This is a genomic window from Affinundibacterium seohonense (assembly GCF_014284305.1).
In the GTDB taxonomy this organism is placed as follows: Bacteria; Pseudomonadota; Gammaproteobacteria; order Burkholderiales; family Burkholderiaceae_D; genus Undibacterium; species Undibacterium seohonense.
On record NZ_JACOFW010000003.1, the window covers coordinates 199,347 to 218,208 of the forward strand.

The following is an 18,862-nucleotide window of genomic DNA, read 5'->3' on the forward strand; positions in this document are numbered from 1 at the left end:
CCTGCCTAGTTCTTACTGCGATTGACTTTGATCTTGCCGCGAAAAAATTTCAAAACGGTTCCGATTAAGTGTCTTTGCCCGGTAGAGAGCTTGATCAGCATGATCAAGCAATGATTGGGGTGAGGAATCTATTGTCGGAATAGCATAAGCTAGTCCAACGCTAATGGTAATGTATTGGTAGATTTCCGAGGTACTGTGTGGTATCTCTAAGACACGGATTGACTCACAAATCATCTGACCATACTGCTGCAAAGTTTGCTCATTAATTTGTGGCAACACCACAACAAATTCCTCACCACCATAGCGGGCAACAAATTCACCGGGTCGTTTGGTGACGGCTTCGATTGCTTGCGCAACTGCCTTTAAAGCGATATCTCCTGCAGCATGTCCATAAGTATCGTTGTATCGTTTGAAGTAATCGATGTCGACAAGGGCGATCCCTAATGGCAATTGGTGACGCTGCAATCGACTGTATTCGGCCTCGATGGCTTTATCAAAATAGCGACGGTTATACAGCCCCGTCAATGCATCGTGCTGAGCCAGTAACTCCAATGCAGCAGAATCATGTATCAGACGTAAATGGGTTCGTACACGCGCTTGCACAACCGGTGGATTGAGCGGCTTCGTAATGAAATCGACCGCGCCTGCATTTAAGCAGGCGATTTCTGTATCCATCCCCGTATTAGCAGTGACGAAGATAATTGCGCTTTTACTGGTCGCCTCATCGTTTTTTAAGTAGCGGCATACTTCATAGCCATCCATGGGTTGCATACCCACGTCAAGAAGAATCAAATCGGGCTTCTGCTCTTTCGCTATTTGTAGACCTTGATCACCATTGACTGCAAATAGAATTTTGCCAAAGTCTTTTAAGATATGACTCAACATGCGAATCAAATTCACATCATCATCAATAATTAAAATAGTGCTTTCTTTAGGTAAATAAGCAGGCATACGCTAACTTTTTGTCTAGATCGTTTTTAGGAAAAACTATTATTTCCAAAATACAACGATACATGAATTAAGTGGTAAAGCCAAACAAAGTTCCGCTAAACGTGGCAATAACTCCGATTTAGCCATCACGCGAAGCAATTCATCAAGGATGTTATCCCCGCTTATAGAGCACACTATTGATCATCACATTTTTCAAAACTAGACCCTTTACGTTATATAAATAGAGAGGACTTACCTTGTTGACTGGTGCACCAAAATCACAATCTTCAATCAGAACTTGGCTCACTGGCAAAATCTTTGGCGCAGGCTGTGGTCCATTGTAATCAGAAGCGACCGGGCCCAATATCACTAAAGCTTGATAACAAGAATACTGGCTATTCGCTGGTAGGTTCGCCTGTTTGACACTGACATTCCCAACCTTGACCTTGGCGATATGGATATGACTCACTTCGGGTGGTCGGGTGCGCACATTGTCCGCAACGGGGGCGTAGTCACAATCGAACACGATGACCCCACCTGCTGCACTAGCGATCGTTTTTTTGGCGAACGGTGAGTTGGGTAAAAATGCATAATACGATGGACTCGTTTGTACACCATTCGGTATCGAGACATTCCGCACATAAAAATGTTTAAGAAATCCACCGCGATTCATATTCGTTTTCAGACGTATCGCGATATTCAATGGATTACTCGCCCAATGCTTATTCTCGAACAACAGATTTTGCGCATAAATATGTTGGATGCCACCGGCCATCTCACTTCCCAGCGTGATCGCGCCATGCCCACTCTGCATCGTGCAATTTTGAATCACAATATGCTGAGATGGGCCGTATTGTGTATCGCGGTTTTTACCTGCTTTGATCGCAATACAATCGTCACCCGAATCGAAGGTGCAGGATTCGACCAAGACATATTCACAAGCTTCAGGATCAAAACCATCACTATTCGGACCATGACTATTCGCTAGTACTTTGTCGATTTTTAGATCGCGACAATTGACCGGATGATGCACCCAAAACGGGGAGTCCTTCGCTTGATAGCCACGCAATAAGACCTTGTCACACCCGATCAATTGAATCAACGGCGGACGCAGATAATGTCCCAGTCCAAATACCCGCTTGGGCAAAGGGATATTCGCCTCGGATAGGGCTGGCAAATAAGCCGCGTCCGCTCGCCAGCGATCACCTTCCCCTTGAATCAGTTTAGCTTGCGGCTCCGAGATCGAGGTCAATTCAGCCAAAGCATTCGCATTCAAACTATTCACTGCATTCTCGGACATCTTGCCTGCTTTAGCATTAGGAATTGAACCTTGACCGATCGAGTTGATGGTGCGCTGTTTGCCTTTCCAAGTCCACCAACAATCACCATCCTCATTAAAGGGCACGCCACCTTGACCGTCCAAGACACTGGTCCAATCCTCTCCAGTCAAGGCAATATTTGTTTGAGCAAAGGAATACACCATCGGCGAGTAATTCAAGCAGTCATTACTTTGCCAACGCGAAATAACTAAACGACCACGTTCACCACAATCGACACTGCCATACTTCGCATAGTCAGTGGGTTGATGACTAAAATAAATATGCGCACCTGCTTGCAAATGCACATGAACGTTCGATAACAAGACAATCGGACCCGCGCAATACCAATCACCTTTCGGGATCACTACGCGACCGCCGCCCGCTTGGTGACAAGCTTGAATCGCCGTGGTGATCGCTGGATAGATATCAGCCGCATCTGCTACTGGACTTGCCAGCGCGCCCTGCTCTTCAAATGATTTCCAAGCTTGTACTTGGCGTAATGTGCAGGTTTTGGCTCCATAGTGCGTGATCAAAAAATCTTCATCACGAAACACAAGTTCTTTTTGAAAGCGATCGACAATGGCTTGCGCCGCTTGCCAAGGTGCTTTCATCCATCCATCTTTGTTGTATGCTGCCGAAGATGAATGCTGAGCGCCTTGTCCAGCCATCGCAGAACCGGCGAGCGTCGTGCTACTGATTGCCAATCCACTCTGAGAAATTTGACGTAAAAATTGACGGCGTCCAGCACCTACTTTTTGATCTGACTTTTTTACTACCATTGGATTTTTTGCGTTTTTCATTGTTGTCTCGCTGCCGTACTAGGCGTCAGTTGAACGTTATTAAATTCGCCCAAAAAGCTAGCAGCGACGCCTGGAGCCAGACTATCCGGATCCCGATATCCTAGTTCCTGATCTGGTTGCAAGCCTGCATCTAGCAGATTGCGCCAGTAGTCCGACACTGAAAACTGCACAGGTCGAAAAGCCAAGCTGCCTTTTTTATTCCAATCAGCCCACGGGTGTTGCGCCTGTATGTGTGCACCAATTCTCGAATTAATAATGACTGTTTTACCGACCGTTTCTAACACCTTTTTCGAGATGGTTCCGATTGGTGCCTGATAACCATCGAGATCGGCCAAAGTGCAGCGATAAGATACGACGTTAATGGTCGCGTATGGCGTACATTTTTGTGTATGGAACCATTGTCGACCTAAATAAAACTTGCCCGCCAATGCGTTCGTACTACCATCATTGGTAAAGTCGACTTCATTAAAAACAAAGCCATAAGGTGTGCGTATATTGGTATTCGGCGCGGTGACGTAAGACGTTGAGCGATCGCCTAGAGACTTAATTTCGGAACGATAGAAGTACGCCGTGGTATCACCAAAAATAAAATCCACATTACCTTCGACATAAGAACGATGAAAGAAACTACGTGCAGTATGTGCAATCGCACTTGATTTCAAAAACAAAGTATCTTGAAAACCAAGTATGCGCACATTGTCAAATTGCACCTTGTCTGCGCCTTCAAGCATTAAGGCAACTGCTTGATGCTGTACCACTACGACAGGAGCAGTGCCGGCGGTCGCTCCGCACACGGTATTAGGGCACTCAGCATTGGTATCGACCTGATCTTTATTGTAGGTGTTTTGGAAGGTGATATTTTTCGCTTGGAATCCATGTCCACGTATCCATGCAATCGCCGAACCACTGGTGCCTATCACAGGGCGGTCTTTTAATGATGCGTACATCTCTTGAATACTACGATCAACTTGCGCGAACTGTGCGCCATAGCGGTGAATGTATGCGCTGCCTAATAGTGCCGCGTGCGCACTAGCGGCAATCTTGGTTTTCTGCGCATCACTTGCCTCAGCATACAAGGTGATCGGCAACGCTGTTACTGGCACGTACATCAATTCGCGATAAGTTCCTGGCTTGACCAGGATATATAAGCGTGGTTTATTCGACCGCGCAGCAACGAGTTGACGTCCATCCAACACAGCTTGATTGATGGCAGCCTGCACAGTGGTAAATTGCGTTTTGCCATCCGCGACCACATTCGCGTCCACCACGTAATCGACTGGCAAATTAGCTGAGTTCACCAAATCCTCTTGCAAAGGATTCCAAGGATCGATCACCGGCTTGTCCGCTGGACCTGTGGTGCGCATGACATTGTCTATCGTGTAGGCTTGTGCCTGCTGACTAGTCAATTGTGGACGAAAGTTGATTGGTGTGTGCGCAGGGAATTCGGGAAATCGATTCGCACAAGCTGAGCCAGATGAGGCATCCCAGACAACATTGTCTGCCTTATCTGTGATCGCGACGTTTCTTTGATCGATCGTCAAATTTGCGAACTGGATCAACTGCGGTGAATTTGCGACAATGCTACTTTGCTTAAATTCCACAGACAAAGGATGTGCAGCGTCGAAAGCGCGTAAGACGATACGTCCAGCGCTAATGCTATGGACGCGGTCAAACACGATATCGCGATACACGGGGATTTTATCGCCCATCGCCTTTTGATCGTAACGTGTATCCAGATCAATTGGACGTTTGCTATTGCGTATACAAACATCTTCGTAACGGACCTGCTCCACCACACCACCGCGTGAGGCATCGCTCTTGATTCGCAATCCAGAGGTGGTGCCATCTAAACTCAGATTTTTCACCAAAATACGTCGTACACCGCTATTGGTTTCACTTCCAATCGACATGCCATGACCACTATAAAAATGGTTATTGATGATAGAGACATTTTCAGTCACCCCACTATTGCCGCCCTTGATCGCGATATTGTCATCTCCCGTACGAATGTAGCTGTGCGCGATGGTGATATTGCGGGAAGAGATCGGATCAATGCCGTCGGTATTGCGTGCATCAGCAGGCGTATCGATCTTGACACCCCATGCGGTGAATCCATCGGATTGACTGACTGTCACATGAAAATTGGGGGAGTTACGTAGGCGTATGCGATAAAAGGTAATGTCTTCTGATTTCTTAATTTCGATCAAACGCGGAATATTGTGTTCATTTTTTTCACGCTGCGCGCGGCGTGCCATTTGCCACCAAGTTTCGGTTTTTCCCTGTACGATTTGTCCACCTTGTCCATCGATGACCCCATCGCCATAGATACCACTGCCGCGTGCTTTATCTATCGTGATAAATGGCATGCATGTACGACCTTTCTCGGCGTTGACACCGCAAGTGTTTCCGCCTTTGTCATACAAAGTCGCGTCGGTGCTTGCGTACAAAGTTGCATCGCGATCAATCATTAATCCGACCCCACTTGGAATTTGTATTGGTCCAGAGTGAAAACTATCTTTCTCATTATTCGCTGCAAGTTGTACTGCGTGCCCTGCTGGGCACGCATGCAAAGCAGTCTGAATTCTTGTGGTGTCTAATTGGCGTAATCCTTCAGCATAAACTTGTGTTGCGGTGAGTACCGTACACACTGCGGGCATACGTGGCTCGCTAACCTGCCGAGTATCTTGTGCCCACGTAATTGGGACATGCAATGTACTCACAAGCGCGAGAAGGAATAAACGATGCTGCTTTGGTATTGGATTCATTTGATTGATCTGTTTCATATTGATTATTCCCCAACCGGTTTGAAGAACGCACTGATGGCAATGATGTGCTGACGCATTTGACGTTCAAGCATATTCGCAAAGTAGGTAGCGCCTTTGATGCCTACATGGGTACGATCAAAAGCCGATTTCGCTGCACCTTGTGGCTCTAGCTTATTCGGATCAGACAACGCATGCGCATCGACTTTTGGAGGTGGTGGCGCGACCGCCAACGTGTCTGCCTCGGCCTCGCCCATTGCTTGTACGGCGGCATGACTCTCTGCATTGAGAGGTAAAAGCAAGGTGTGCGTTTCCTGCGCCACTTTCTCTATCGCATCGGCCCAAGGCTTCAAATTGTTTTCCAAGACACCTTCGCGAAAACTACGTCGAGTCAATGGCGTAACCAAAACAGGCACACCGCCCCACTGCTTTACCTCGCTCACATAGCGCGTCATATTGACTGGAAATTCGCTCACTAAATCAGTTGAACGTCCTGGCTTACCAGGTTGGTCGTTATGTCCAAACTGAATCAAAACATAAGTCGCAATACCACTGCTGGCCGATTCGGTCAGCAATTCTTGCACACGATTCCATAAGCCTTCCGCGCGAAAACTACCAGAGCTGCGACCACCGCGCGCCAAATTCACACAATCGACTTGGGGTTTAAAACGCGCGCACAGCGCATCGCCATAACCACTTTTTGTCGCCATCGTCGAGTCACCCACGAGGATCACGCGTAGGGCTGGGTTCGCTGCTAATACTTGTGTTTGGGCACTCACTAAATTGCTCATGGCAACAACGAAGCCAAAACAGCTGATGCCGAAAATAGTACGAATACGATTCATGATGTAGCCTTGTTTCATAGGGAGTTCATCTTTACGATTAAGATATTTTTTATCTGCGTAAAAAAGCCCAGTATCACCTTGATCACCTTGATCAATTTGAATACTGGGCTTTACACATGTTAGAACTTAAAAAGCTCTCTCTAGTTTAGAAAGTATAAGTCACACGGGTATTGAAAGCGCGACCTAATGGACTAGCCGCACTACTCAAATAGCCGGTATAACCACTGTGATTGGTCACTGGCGGATTTACGTCAAACAAATTGTTGACACCAAACACAATACTCAAGTTTTTAAAGCCTTTGTAGCTCATGGTAAAGTTGTACATCGTGTAGGCTTCAATATCGCGATAGTACTGTGCTGCTACCAGATTCTGATCGTGATAACCGGTGTTGTAGTTTTGAGTTAACTGAGAAGACCAGTTACCCTTAGACCACGACAAAGCAAGGTTATGCTTCCAACGGAAGGTGATAATTGGCAAGCTACTCGTCGTACCATTGCTCGCCAAACCGAAGCGACCGATATTCGAAACAAACTCCCCACCTTTTTCCAATTGATTATCGAATTGTGTCAAGTAGGTCCCGTTCAACTGCACTTTGAACGTCCCTAAATCGGATTTAGGGAAGGTGTAATTGGTGGCCACGTCAATCCCTGCTGCCTTTTGCCCGCCCAAATTCATTGTCGTGTTTTTGATGTACAACAATTTTCCCGTCGCATCTCGCACAAAGAATTCTGCATACTTGCTTGGATTTAAGAAATAAGCTTGCTCAGGCAAATTCGCCAGCATGTCATCCATATTCACACGCCAGTAATCGAACGACATGGTCAGATTTTTCATCGGTTCGAGCACTACACCTAAAGTGCCACCAACGGAAGTCTCTGGTACTAATTCCGCATTACTACCTGTTTGTTTCGGCAACTTCACGTTACATACTGTCGCTGCCACCAAACCTGGCAAGGGCTTACCCGTGTTAGCAATCGCCGGTGTCGCACTTGGGCATTGCAAAGGATCATCCCAGTTCGATGATGTCGTTGTCGTCGCGCCTGGCAAACGATAGCCGTAACGATCAAACAAAGTTGGCGCGCGGAAACCAGTATTTGCCGAGCCGCGGAACATAATTGTTGAGTTTGGTTGATAACGGAAGCTCGCCTTAGGATTGATGGTATTGCCAAAATCGCTGAAATGATCGTCACGCAACGCTAAGTTAAGATTTAATTCCTTAGTTACAGGAATTTCCAATTCCGCAAACAAAGCAGCCACATTGCGAGCGCCCTGACCACGAGATGGTGTCGATGCAGCGTAGGTCGCGGCTAGACCCACATCAGTCTTCACATCTTCTGTCGTATCGCGATGAAAATCTGCACCCAATGCCAAGCCAACAGAGCCAGCGGACAAAGTCATAATCGGTTTACTCACTGTCAATTCCACGCCTGTGAAAGTACTTTGAGAAACACGTAACTTCTGGCCATTGAGCGAAATACTATCAAGGTAAGCTTTACCCGTGGCGTCTTGAACACCGAAAGGATTGAGCACACCGCTGGTAATGCCAGACAATAACTTCGGACCATCTAAAGAACCTGAATCAAGATAGCCAATACGATCACTGACGCCGATCACTAAACCAGCTTTGTAATCCCAGCCGCCAATTACACCTTCATCCGAAAAATTCAGACGCTGATTAATTTGTTCATCCTTCGTTTGATAAATGCCCGCATCCGCCACGCTCCATGTGACCAACAGCGGTGCCCCGTTGGTACCAGCAACCGCTGGCACACCGCCGCTACCACCCGGATACCATTTACTCGTGGCAGGCAACAAGGCTGTTACGCCGTTGGCAGCCAAACTTGTGGTCGGAATCTTGGTTCCAAAAATTTGACCTTGACCACGTGAGTAGTCAATCGAGAATAAATGATCGTCCGAAATTTTCTTGGTGGCTTTCGCAAAAAAGGTCAATTGCTCACGGCCATAAATCGCGGTGTTGTAAGTGCTGTTATCGATCACACAGGTGTTCTTACCACCTTTAATGGAATACGGTGCCAAACAACCTGTCGCATAGTAAGGGTTCGCCGCGACGAATGCCTTGTTACTAGGAATCGTAAAGTTAGCAGGACTCGCGAAACCACCACTCGCTAAAGAAGGCGCACGACCTATGCTGGTCAACAATTCTGTCGACGTGAGTTCGGCGCGATCCGATGCGGCCAAACGACTGCGACGAAGTCCATCCATAGTGGCATAAATATTCCAACCGTCTTTTTGCAAGTCACCAGCACCAACTGTAAAACTGATACGTTTTTCATCACCACCACCATCTCGTTGCGGATTCAGAATCTGACCAGTAATCGAGGCACCTTTAAAGTCACGCTTGGTAATAAAGTTAACCACACCGCCAATCGCATCCGAACCATAGATCGACGACGCACCGTCATTCAAAATCTCAACGCGTGCAATCGCACTCATCGGAATCACATCGAGATTGGCATAGCCATCGGCAATCGCTTCGTTCGCAAGGCGACGACCGTTCAACAACACCAAGGTGCGGTTCACACCCAAACCACGCAAATTGACATTGGTACCTGAGCCAGCATTCGACGGCGCTAAGGAATTTGATTGCGGCAAAGCCATCATCAAATCTGCCAAGGTTGTCATTCCACGTTTTTCAAATTCTTCACCAGATACGCTGGTGATCGGTAACGATGCTTCACTCGCTAGGCGCTTGATGGAAGAGCCGGTAACCTCGACGCGTAGGGGTTCCTGCGCGGAAGCTTGCTGCATCAGACCGATGACTGCAATGGTAATTGCGGACAAGGCCAAGTGTTTTACTGGTGATTTCTTTGGATTTTTCATACTAGCTTGCATCACTGTCTCCTACTATTTATCAATTGAAGCCCATCCATCGCCGAGTATTTTTTCTCTTTGTATGGTGAGACCTTAGTCGGCGTACCTCGCGTACCCGTTGCCGTCGCGACGAAGGGCAGTCTTGCTGCACCGAGGTCTGACCGGTCACTATTTACTACAAATTCTTTTACCAATTACCCACGTGAAAACGTTCTCGTTACACGCTCAAGATGCGCTCGCATGGCGCGTCTTGCTTCTGCGGGATCATGCGCGACAATCGCTTGCAAAATTTGGCGATGATCGCCCAAAGTTTGTTGACGTAACTCATCCGTCTGAAAATGTTCCTTCAAGCGATGCCACAAACTTCCGCGTTGATTCCATAAATAATCCATAGTGCCGACCAAGGCACTGTTACCAGTTGCCCTTGCAATAGACAAATGAAAATCACGATCCGCCTGCTCATGACTTGCTGGATTGTGATGGTGCTTTTCCATTTCTAACAGCGCTTTCCAAATCGCATCAATGGCCGCATCTGTCGCAACGCGGGCCGCAATCGCTGCAACTTCGGCTTCAATCAAGCGCCGCGCCGACAAGACTTCAAAAGGCCCGGGGCCGACTTCAGGAATCGCCTCCTCAATTTTGTCATCGCATAAATACACACCAGAACCGCCACGCACCTCCAGCACCCCACCCAACTCCAAGGCCAAGACAGCCTCGCGCAACGAGGCACGGCTCACCTGCAGTTGTGATGCCAGTTCACGCTCAGAAGGTAAGCGTTCTCCAGCAGTCAAACCAGTTTCAAGAATCAAGCTTTGAATACGGTCTGCCACGACGCGATAAAGTCGCGGCTCGTGGTCTATCGTGGAATACGGTTTTTTGCTTATCATCCGATGGTTCTTGGCTTCACATTCATTAGCGACTTTCCCTTGTCTCGTTTTTGCCGCATTTGGTAAGACCATTCTAATGTGGTTAGACCAATTTTGCAATGTGGACTAGCCAAATTATTTTTTTGGTGGCATACTCACCACATCAAGAAAGCTCCACAGAGAGTCGAAATGGATATCGCTACAAGGCGAATCTTTTTCCTTAAACCATACATTAGCCCTGTAATTACCAAGAAAATTGAGGCTGCGGCATGGCACGCCAAATCCGCCAAAAATAAGAGAATCACGTTTTTGCACACACAGAAAAACACAGCCACTGGCCTGACCAGTACTTTCTCAATTGAAATTTAGGCGTTGACGTGCACTGCAATTTAGGTAAAAAGATCCACGAATAAAAAGACTGGAAGAGAGGAAAAGATGGCTGCAGATACACAGACCCCCTTATTCATACGCATGCATGAAAGGGATAATGTCGCCATCGTCGTCAATGACGGCGGCCTGCCAGCGGGGACACAGTTTCAAAATGGCTTAACGCTATTAGAAGCCGTACCGCAAGGGCACAAAGTCGCACTGATTGACATCGCTAAAGGTGATGCAATTACCCGCTATAACGTCACCATCGGCTACGCGCTAGCCGGCATTGCAGCTGGTAGCTGGATACAAGAAGCCTTGGTGCAATTGCCACCAGCGCGCGAACTACAAAATTTGCCGATCGCCAATCGCAAACCGCCTGAGATGCCCGCATTAGAAGGCTACACTTTTCAGGGGTTCCGTAATCCTGATGGCAGTGTCGGAACCCGTAATATTCTGGCGATCACCACCACCGTGCAATGTGTGGCTGGGGTTGTCGAGTATGCGGTGAAACGAATTAAAGAGGAGTTGTTACCAAAGTTTTCCAACGTCGACGATGTCGTCGGCCTTGAACACACCTATGGCTGCGGGGTTGCGATCGATGCCCCAGATGCGATGATACCGATACGCACCGTACGCAATATCAGTCTCAATCCCAACTTTGGTGGACAAACCATGGTGGTCAGCTTGGGCTGCGAAAAACTCCAGCCTACGCGCCTTTTCCCCAAGTCCATCATCCCGATTCAGACACAGACTCAAGAACAGGCAGAGCCTGATGTCGTATGTTTGCAAGATGCTGGACATATCGGCTTTCAAAGCATGATCACTAGCATCATGCAAACGGCGGAAAAACATTTAATCAAGCTCAATCAACGTCAACGCGAAACTTGTCCTGCTTCCGAATTGGTGGTCGGCGTGCAATGCGGTGGCAGTGACGCCTTCTCTGGCGTGACGGCAAATCCAGCAGTCGGTTACGCGACAGATTTATTAGTGCGCGCTGGCGCTACTGTGATGTTTTCTGAAGTAACTGAAGTGCGTGACGGCATTGATCAATTGACCTCGCGCGCGGCTACACCAGAGATCGCTGAAGCGATGATACGTGAGATGGATTGGTATGATCAGTACTTAAAACGTGGTGGCGTTGATCGCAGTGCAAATACCACGCCAGGCAATAAAAAAGGTGGCCTCTCCAATATCGTTGAAAAAGCCATGGGCTCAATCGTCAAATCTGGTAGCGCAGCGATTAGCGGGGTTCTCTCACCTGGCGAAAAATTAACGCAAAAAGGCTTAATCTATGCCGCCACACCTGCCAGCGATTTTATCTGCGGCACATTGCAAACGGCTGCTGGGATGAATTTGCATATTTTCACAACGGGTCGTGGCACACCTTACGGCTTAGCTGCAGTACCCGTCATTAAAGTCGCCACCCGCAATGATTTAGCCAGACGCTGGCATGATCTGATGGATATCAATGCAGGCCGTATCGCAAGCGGCGAAGCGACGATAGAAGAACTGGGTTGGGAGCTATTTCATTTCATGTTAGAAGTCGCTAGCGGAAAAAAAACCTGGGCAGAATATTGGAAACTGCACAATGCGCTAGTGTTGTTTAATCCTGCACCGATTACTTGAAATTGTGACTGACAATACAAAAATAATTACCGTGATAAGTTCCCTCTCCCGCATGCGGGAGAGGGTTAGGGTGAGGGTGAGGGCGAGGGTGATTCAGGAACGAATATCAACTGAAGATATCTAAATTTTTCACGAAATTTTGATTTAGTTTTTCAAATGTCTTTGGTCAAAACTGAACTCCCCTCATCCCCAACCCTTCTCCCGCCAGCGGGAGAAGGGAGTTTAGCAACATAAACTAGCTGAGTACAAATATGACGACAAACCAAAAACCATTCAAACGTATCTTATTAACTGGCGCAGCCGGCGGTCTAGGACGTATTTTGCGTGAGCGGATCAAGCCTTGGGCCGAGATCTTACGCTTGAGCGATATCAGCGACATGGGTGCAGCACAAGAAGGTGAAGAAGTGGTGCAATGCGATCTGGCCGACAAAGCCGCAGTCCATGCATTAATGGAAGGGGTTGATGTCGTTCTGCATTTTGGCGGCATCTCGACTGAAAATAACTTCGAAGCCATCATGAGCGCGAATATTCAGGGTACCTACAATATTTACGAAGCCGTCCATCAAGCTGGCGTGAAACGCGTGGTATTTGCGAGTTCCAATCACGCGGTTGGTTTTTATAAAACCACGGATTACATCGACGCCAATAGTCCACGTCGTCCTGATGGCATGTACGGCATTAGCAAATGTTTCGGTGAAGATTTATCGCGTTATTACTACGATCGTTTTGGCATTGAAACAGTGTGCCTGCGCATCGGCTCCTCATTCCCCGAACCGATTAACAAACGCATGTTGGTTACGTATTTCAGCTACGACGACTTAGTGGAAATGTTGCGTTGCTGCTTGTTCACACCGCGTGTTGGCCACACTATTGCATTTGGCATGTCGGACAATCCGGCCAGCTGGTGGGATAATCGCTACGCTAGCCATCTCGGTTATCAAGCCAAAGATAGCTCAACACAATTCGCGCATAAATTCCCTGATAGCGGTGACTATCCAGAAAAAGACGACATCACCACCATTTATCAAGGTGGTGGATTTTTGTTGACTGGGCCGCAATATAAATAGTCTTCGCTGGCGTTTAAAATTGAAAACTTGCGCATAGGTGTAAGCGCAAACTCGAATTTTTTAGCAATTAGAATAAAGATAGAAGCCTCACAAGATCTTGCTCTTGTGAGGCTTCTTTTTTTCTGAGTCATCTCCAGTTTACGTCACTAGATAATCCTGGCATTTTTTCGTTCCACCAATAGCAACACCAAATGTCGCAAGTGAAAGTCCACGCACTCACCACTCATCACCATTTAGTAACAAGCACATTTTCCGAGCGTAAAAATGTGGCTACTGACAAACACACTTTTAGTGACTAGAGTTTTTACCAATCAAACCTAATGACATGTTTTATTTTGTGAATACGAATTTCACAAACTCTTTTTTACTCTTACCGAAGATTTTCGCCAGCACTCGCGAAGCCTTGGTCCGCGCTCCAAACGACTTCATACAAATCCGCATAGTTCTTTTTCCTTTAAATCGGGTTTTGGCTTTAACAAATTCACATTTAATACGATCACGGTGTACAAATTCTCATACAACCGTATTTGGTGCTGAAATTCATCTAACACTATCCACAAGGAATCGAACTATGAAATATCCTCTGAAAACCTTGGCAGCCAGTATTGCCATGCTGACCGCTTTACCAGCTCTGGCACAAAACCTAGGCGCCAACCGTGTTGCTTTCGATGCACAAGCAGTCGCCAAAGCGTCCGCAGCAAAAGAACCAGCGGGTCTGCGCACTGCGGCACTTCTTGGCTTACGTACTCTCATCAACGACTTAAGCAAAGATGTGCCCGCAGGTACTTTGCCTGATGGTTTTCCATTTGATATCAATGATCTTTCCGAATTAAAGACGGCAGAATTAGGCTTGGGCTTTGAAGTCTACTCTGCACATCCACAAACCATGCTGGCTGGTGGTCGTCCATTTGATCAGATGTTGATGGGTACGGGCATTTGGAATTTTGTCGTGATGGTCGACAAACATCCAGTCGCCTTACTCGAATTGGAAAAGGTGCTTGGGAAATGGCAAGTCAATGGCGCAGGTGGTTCGAAATTGGCACAGGATGTCTATGCTTCCACCCAGAATCATGCTGGTAAGAACGCGTTCCGCTTCGTTCGCATTTATCAAGCGACTGCAGATTTCTTAGAGGTCAAAGATATGGAAGGCAAACCGCGATTCGCCCCGTTACTGGCAGCCCGTCAATCTTTGCGCACGTTCAATACAGGTGCAGAAACCCAATTAGCCAACCCACAAGATCTGCTGCCGAGCTTGCAACAAGCGGTACGCAGCCACCTTGATCGTTTCGGCAAATAAGCTAACTCGATCATCATCGATAACAATTTACAACACGATCAATCCGTCTCGGAGACAAGACAATGAAAAAAATATTACGCAGCTTACAAATTCTCTCGGTAGTTGGTGTCCTCGCAGCCAGCAGCTTTGCTTCGGCACAAACCAAGAACCTCAATGTACCTTTAAAGGTGCAGGAACATAGCCAATGGTGTTGGGCTGGTGCCAGCCAAATGATCTTAAATTTCTTCGGTAAAACGCCGACCCAATGCGCCGAAGCGAATTACGCCATCGGTATCAACTATGCTTGTGGCAATACGACTTTCAATTGGAATAGCACTGCTAATCAACCGAAACCTACCAATACGATTACGTATATTCTCAATGGTTGGGGCGTGAGTTCCTCAGTCGTGGGCGTGCTTTCTCAAGCGAATTCAACGGCCAAAATCAACGCCAATCGTCCTTACTCTATTTTGTGGCAGTGGACAGGTGGTGGCGGTCATTTCGTCGTGGTCAAGGGGTATACCAATAATGGTGCAACGCTCTACATTAACGATCCATGGCCAGGCAATGGTTCTTATGTCAGAACCTATGCAGCGACAAAATCAGCATCTGATCGTTATTGGTATAACACGGCTGTGACCAACTAATTTTTGAAGCCAGATTAAGAAACACGCAAATTTAATCTTCACATTTGCGTGTTTTTGTTAACTAACTATCTCACAAGACTTCCTGCAAAACCAATAACGGTAGCGTTTGCCCAATTAGCACAGACCGGTCCCGAGGATTTCTTTTTTACACCTGTTGTTTTTAGCATCAAAACCTCGACCCCACGAATATCCAGCTCAGGTTTAACCACCGCTGGCGCCAAGATAAGGCCGCTATCAAATAATAAGCGACCATCACCGTACACTTGGAATTGCAAACCGCCATTTTGACGACATGCATCATCAATGCCGACGTCGGCACGGAAAGTTTGCCAATGGCCTTGCAAGCGATACGTGACCTCGCTAGCATCCACCACGCCTAAGCCTTTACGGAATTTTAGGCCATTCATTTGCATCATGCCCTCGGCGTTACTTGGCGTTTTGCTGTTCACTTTATCTTTCAACACAACGCTTTGCTTTTGCACGGCTTTGGATGGCAGCGCAATTTGATCTGACAAAGCCAATTGCAGTGTTGGCTGATCGGGAGTCTGTTGCTCCAATAAGGCAAACTCAGAAATCGTAATCGGTGGCACTGCTAAAGGCGTGAAGGCATTGTAAGCACGAGGTGCGCTCGCCGCATCGTTGCTGGTCAAGATCATTGGATCTTGCGCGTTACCATCTTCATCTTGATCATGCGTGCTCAGAATACGGAATCTAAATAGACGCCCGGCTTTCGCGGCGAACTCAACTCTCTGCTTGCCTTCTTGTTTTTTCAAACGTCCGGTGAACACGGGCTTAGCCCATTCACCATTGCTATCGCCCAGATAAATTTCAAAGTCTTTGACCTGGCCAGCTTCCCAATGTTTGTCACTACGCGGCGCGATTTCAAAACCTCTGATCATGCGGCGCTCACCCAATGCCAGCGTGAATTCATGTGCGCCCGTTTTTTGCGATTGATCACGCAGGGTTCGGAACCAAGTACCTGGTTTGCCATCGAACGCGTTTTCCAAAGGATGACCAGGTTCTTCAGCGGGTCGATTAAGTACAATCACAGTGTCCGCCGCCACCACATCGCCGCTTGCTGGTGCCGCAGGATAATCAGCAGTCGCTACGAGACTCGCATTCGCAGCGATCGCCAAACGCACTTGCAGAGCTTGTCGTATATCGAGTTTAGCTGTCTTAACATACACCACGCCATACTTTTGGGTTGCATCGTAAAACCAAGTACCAACTGTACTTGCCGCATCAAATTCTGCGCGTGATTTAGCTTCGACTACATTTTGCCCTTGCAAAAATACTTGTTGAGGTTTCACCCGAGTGTGAATTTGAAATTCTTGTACGCGGTTTTTTTCTATACCTTGATACTGACCTTGCACACCGTCGAGTTGCAGCGTAATGTCACCCGCAACTCCACGTGGTGCCGTCACACGCAAAGTTTGGGTACTCTGTTCACCTTGCTGATATTGGCGAGTTTCACCATCATCTTCGTACAAGGTGTAGGTCGAATCACCGTGCGGGTAGATATCCCAGGTCAAGACATCTTTGGCGACCTGACCATCGTACAAGGCGCTAGGATACATAGGTAAAATCGCACCAGCGCGCACAAATACGGGCAAGCGATCCAAGGTCACTTGATAGTCGATGACTTTGCCCTGCCCGCCCACATCGACTACCCGACCATCGGCATAATCTATCCACTGTCCTTGTGGCAAATAGATTCCCTTACGCCAGCCTTTGCTCGCTGCCTGACTACGATACACGGGTGCGATCAACAAATCTTTACCTAAAAAAAATTGATATTTGTAGGCCTCGTTATTGGCATTCGCATCTTGCGGATAATCCCACATCAAACCACGTACCAGCGGTGCTCCCGTTTGTTCTGCTTCTTGCGCCAAGGTATACATATATGGCATCAAGCGCATTTTGAGTTTCAGATAATCGCGATTAATGCTGCGATATGGCTCATCAAATGCCCAAGGATGTTTACGTGAATTTTGTGACCAGCCTGACATGCCCATCAATACTGGCGTAAAGGTCTTCCATTGCAAATCACGGGTAAAGGTTTCCGGACTACCGCCAAAGATGCCATCGACGTCACCTGTCGCGTAGGCTTGACCCGACAAGCCAGACCCAATCAGCGTTGGAATATGCCAACGAATATAGTCCCAGCTACCGCTTTGATCGCCCGTCCAGGTCACAGCGTAGCGTTGCATCCCAGCCCAACCCATTACTGTCCATAAGAAAGGGCGTGAATTAGAATTATCTAAAATCCCCTGCGCTGCGGCCTGATTGGCGTCGAGTGCAAATTGATAGCCAGCACCAGTCCATGCGACATCAAGCTTTTGCGCTCGACTTCCAGCCGTGCCGACTTCCCATTTGATTTTATCAACACCGTTTTCTGTCCAGAGTCCCGTGCGGAAACCATATTTTTTCAATCCAGTGACCACGCCTTCGAGATCGGTGTAGCCACAGCCATAACCATCATTCGGCAAAATCCAACCACCCGGCATATCGTGCTCACGATATTTCGCCGCAACAGACAGCACCACATCTGGGGTTTTACCGGTCGGACCATCGCTCCAGCCTTTTGGTACTGTGCCCGGCTTCTTAATATTGTCGCCATCGTTATAACAATCTGCATCGCCATATTCATAGGCCCAACGTGGCAACATTTTTGCGCGTCCGGTCAGTTCGGTATAAGCATTCAACACGTCTTTGATGTTCTCGCCGACAAAGTAGTAGGCATCAAAACGCTTTTCATTGTGGCTTGTTGTAATGAAATCATTTGCACGGAAATCGTAACTGCCGTTGCTCCAGGTATTACGCAACACGCCATAACCTTTGTTACTCATATAAAAAGGTGCCGGACTCGGTCTGTCGTTTTCTTCCCAGCCGCCGGAGTAAGACACTTCCAAACTCTTACCTTTAAACGCATAGCTACCGTTTTGCTGACCACCGCCAAAAAAGTATTCATCAGCGCTGGTGGATAAAGTTTGAAAACTGCTTTTTTCGGCAATATCGAGTGACTGCATTTCTTGCCATAACAAGCTCTTGTTATCGGCTTTATACAAAGCTAAACGCAACGGTTTTTTGTAAATACCCAAAGCCATTTTAGTGGTTTGCAATAACTGATAGTCACCCTTATCAGTGAGCTGATAATCAACGTTGGCATAATTCTTTTTCAGTACAATCGGTGCGGCCTTATCACCAGCGCCAATCAACTTGCCTTCACTGCCAGCCCATACGCGAAACATATCTGGACGCAGCAAACTGATTTCCAACAAATGCCCTTTGTCAGTGACAATCTTGACGCTACTGGTGTTGGCAGGTGTTTCAATCTGGCGCAGATTGCCGACTGCTGCGGCATACGCACTAATTGGCAAAGAGACGCTGGTAGCAAATGCGGCAGCAATTGCGGCTCGCATGAGACGTCGAGTAAACAACTTGGTCGTGGTAGGCATGATGAGAATCAATTCAAGAAATGTGATGAATCTCAAAACTGTAAAGGTAAACACGAATCGC

At 47.4% G+C, this 18,862-nt stretch carries 11 protein-coding genes; 4 read left to right on the forward strand and 7 right to left on the reverse strand.

Translation table 11 applies throughout. The features are described 5' to 3' along the window. Window positions 1-12 precede the first annotated feature (12 nt). The 6 genes from H8K52_RS04460 to H8K52_RS04485 form a co-directional block, all read right to left on the reverse strand. The gene (locus H8K52_RS04460; RefSeq protein WP_186921683.1) at window positions 13-951 is read right to left on the reverse strand and encodes a GGDEF domain-containing response regulator; all 939 of its coding nucleotides are present in this window, start codon (window positions 949-951) and stop codon (window positions 13-15) included. A gap of 151 nt (window positions 952-1,102) precedes the next feature. Beyond that, window positions 1,103-3,049, reverse strand: coding sequence for a glycoside hydrolase family 28 protein (locus H8K52_RS04465; RefSeq protein WP_246464271.1), 1,947 nt, complete (start codon window positions 3,047-3,049; stop codon window positions 1,103-1,105). Then, complete coding sequence (locus tag H8K52_RS04470) at window positions 3,046-5,814, reverse strand: pectinesterase family protein (RefSeq protein ID WP_222613671.1); 2,769 nt, start codon at window positions 5,812-5,814, stop codon at window positions 3,046-3,048. The genes H8K52_RS04465 and H8K52_RS04470 overlap by 4 nt, the downstream gene beginning before the upstream one ends. A gap of 23 nt (window positions 5,815-5,837) precedes the next feature. After that, entirely contained in the window at window positions 5,838-6,656 is an 819-nt protein-coding gene (locus tag H8K52_RS04475; RefSeq protein WP_222613672.1) for a rhamnogalacturonan acetylesterase, read from the reverse strand. A gap of 145 nt (window positions 6,657-6,801) precedes the next feature. Beyond that, window positions 6,802-9,510: a TonB-dependent receptor plug domain-containing protein gene (locus H8K52_RS04480; protein ID WP_186921684.1), complete on the reverse strand. Its 2,709-nt coding sequence runs from the start codon at window positions 9,508-9,510 to the stop codon at window positions 6,802-6,804. 173 nt (window positions 9,511-9,683) lie between these two features. Further along, the gene (locus H8K52_RS04485) at window positions 9,684-10,376 is read right to left on the reverse strand and encodes a FadR/GntR family transcriptional regulator (RefSeq protein ID WP_186921685.1); all 693 of its coding nucleotides are present in this window, start codon (window positions 10,374-10,376) and stop codon (window positions 9,684-9,686) included. A 414-nt stretch (window positions 10,377-10,790) separates the two neighbouring features. Between H8K52_RS04485 and garD the strand changes: the two genes are divergently transcribed. The 4 genes from garD (at window position 10,791) to H8K52_RS04505 (ending at window position 15,343) form a co-directional block, all read left to right on the forward strand. After that, window positions 10,791-12,353: a galactarate dehydratase gene (gene garD, locus H8K52_RS04490; protein WP_186921686.1), complete on the forward strand. Its 1,563-nt coding sequence runs from the start codon at window positions 10,791-10,793 to the stop codon at window positions 12,351-12,353. Window positions 12,354-12,604: 251 nt separating this feature from the next. Next, on the forward strand, window positions 12,605-13,420 hold the full coding sequence (locus H8K52_RS04495; RefSeq protein ID WP_186921687.1) for an NAD-dependent epimerase/dehydratase family protein: 816 nt from the start codon (window positions 12,605-12,607) through the stop codon (window positions 13,418-13,420). Between the two features lie 571 nt (window positions 13,421-13,991). After that, the gene (locus H8K52_RS04500; protein WP_186921688.1) at window positions 13,992-14,717 is read left to right on the forward strand and encodes a hypothetical protein; all 726 of its coding nucleotides are present in this window, start codon (window positions 13,992-13,994) and stop codon (window positions 14,715-14,717) included. 62 nt (window positions 14,718-14,779) lie between these two features. After that, window positions 14,780-15,343 carry a papain-like cysteine protease family protein gene (locus tag H8K52_RS04505; protein WP_186921689.1) on the forward strand — a complete coding sequence of 188 codons (564 nt, stop codon included), beginning with the start codon at window positions 14,780-14,782 and terminating at the stop codon, window positions 15,341-15,343. Between the two features lie 65 nt (window positions 15,344-15,408). On the opposite strand, the gene H8K52_RS04510 is transcribed toward H8K52_RS04505, so the two are convergent. Then, window positions 15,409-18,801, reverse strand: a complete 3,393-nt coding sequence (locus tag H8K52_RS04510; protein ID WP_246464273.1) for a TIM-barrel domain-containing protein — start codon at window positions 18,799-18,801, stop codon at window positions 15,409-15,411. Window positions 18,802-18,862 lie beyond the last annotated feature (61 nt).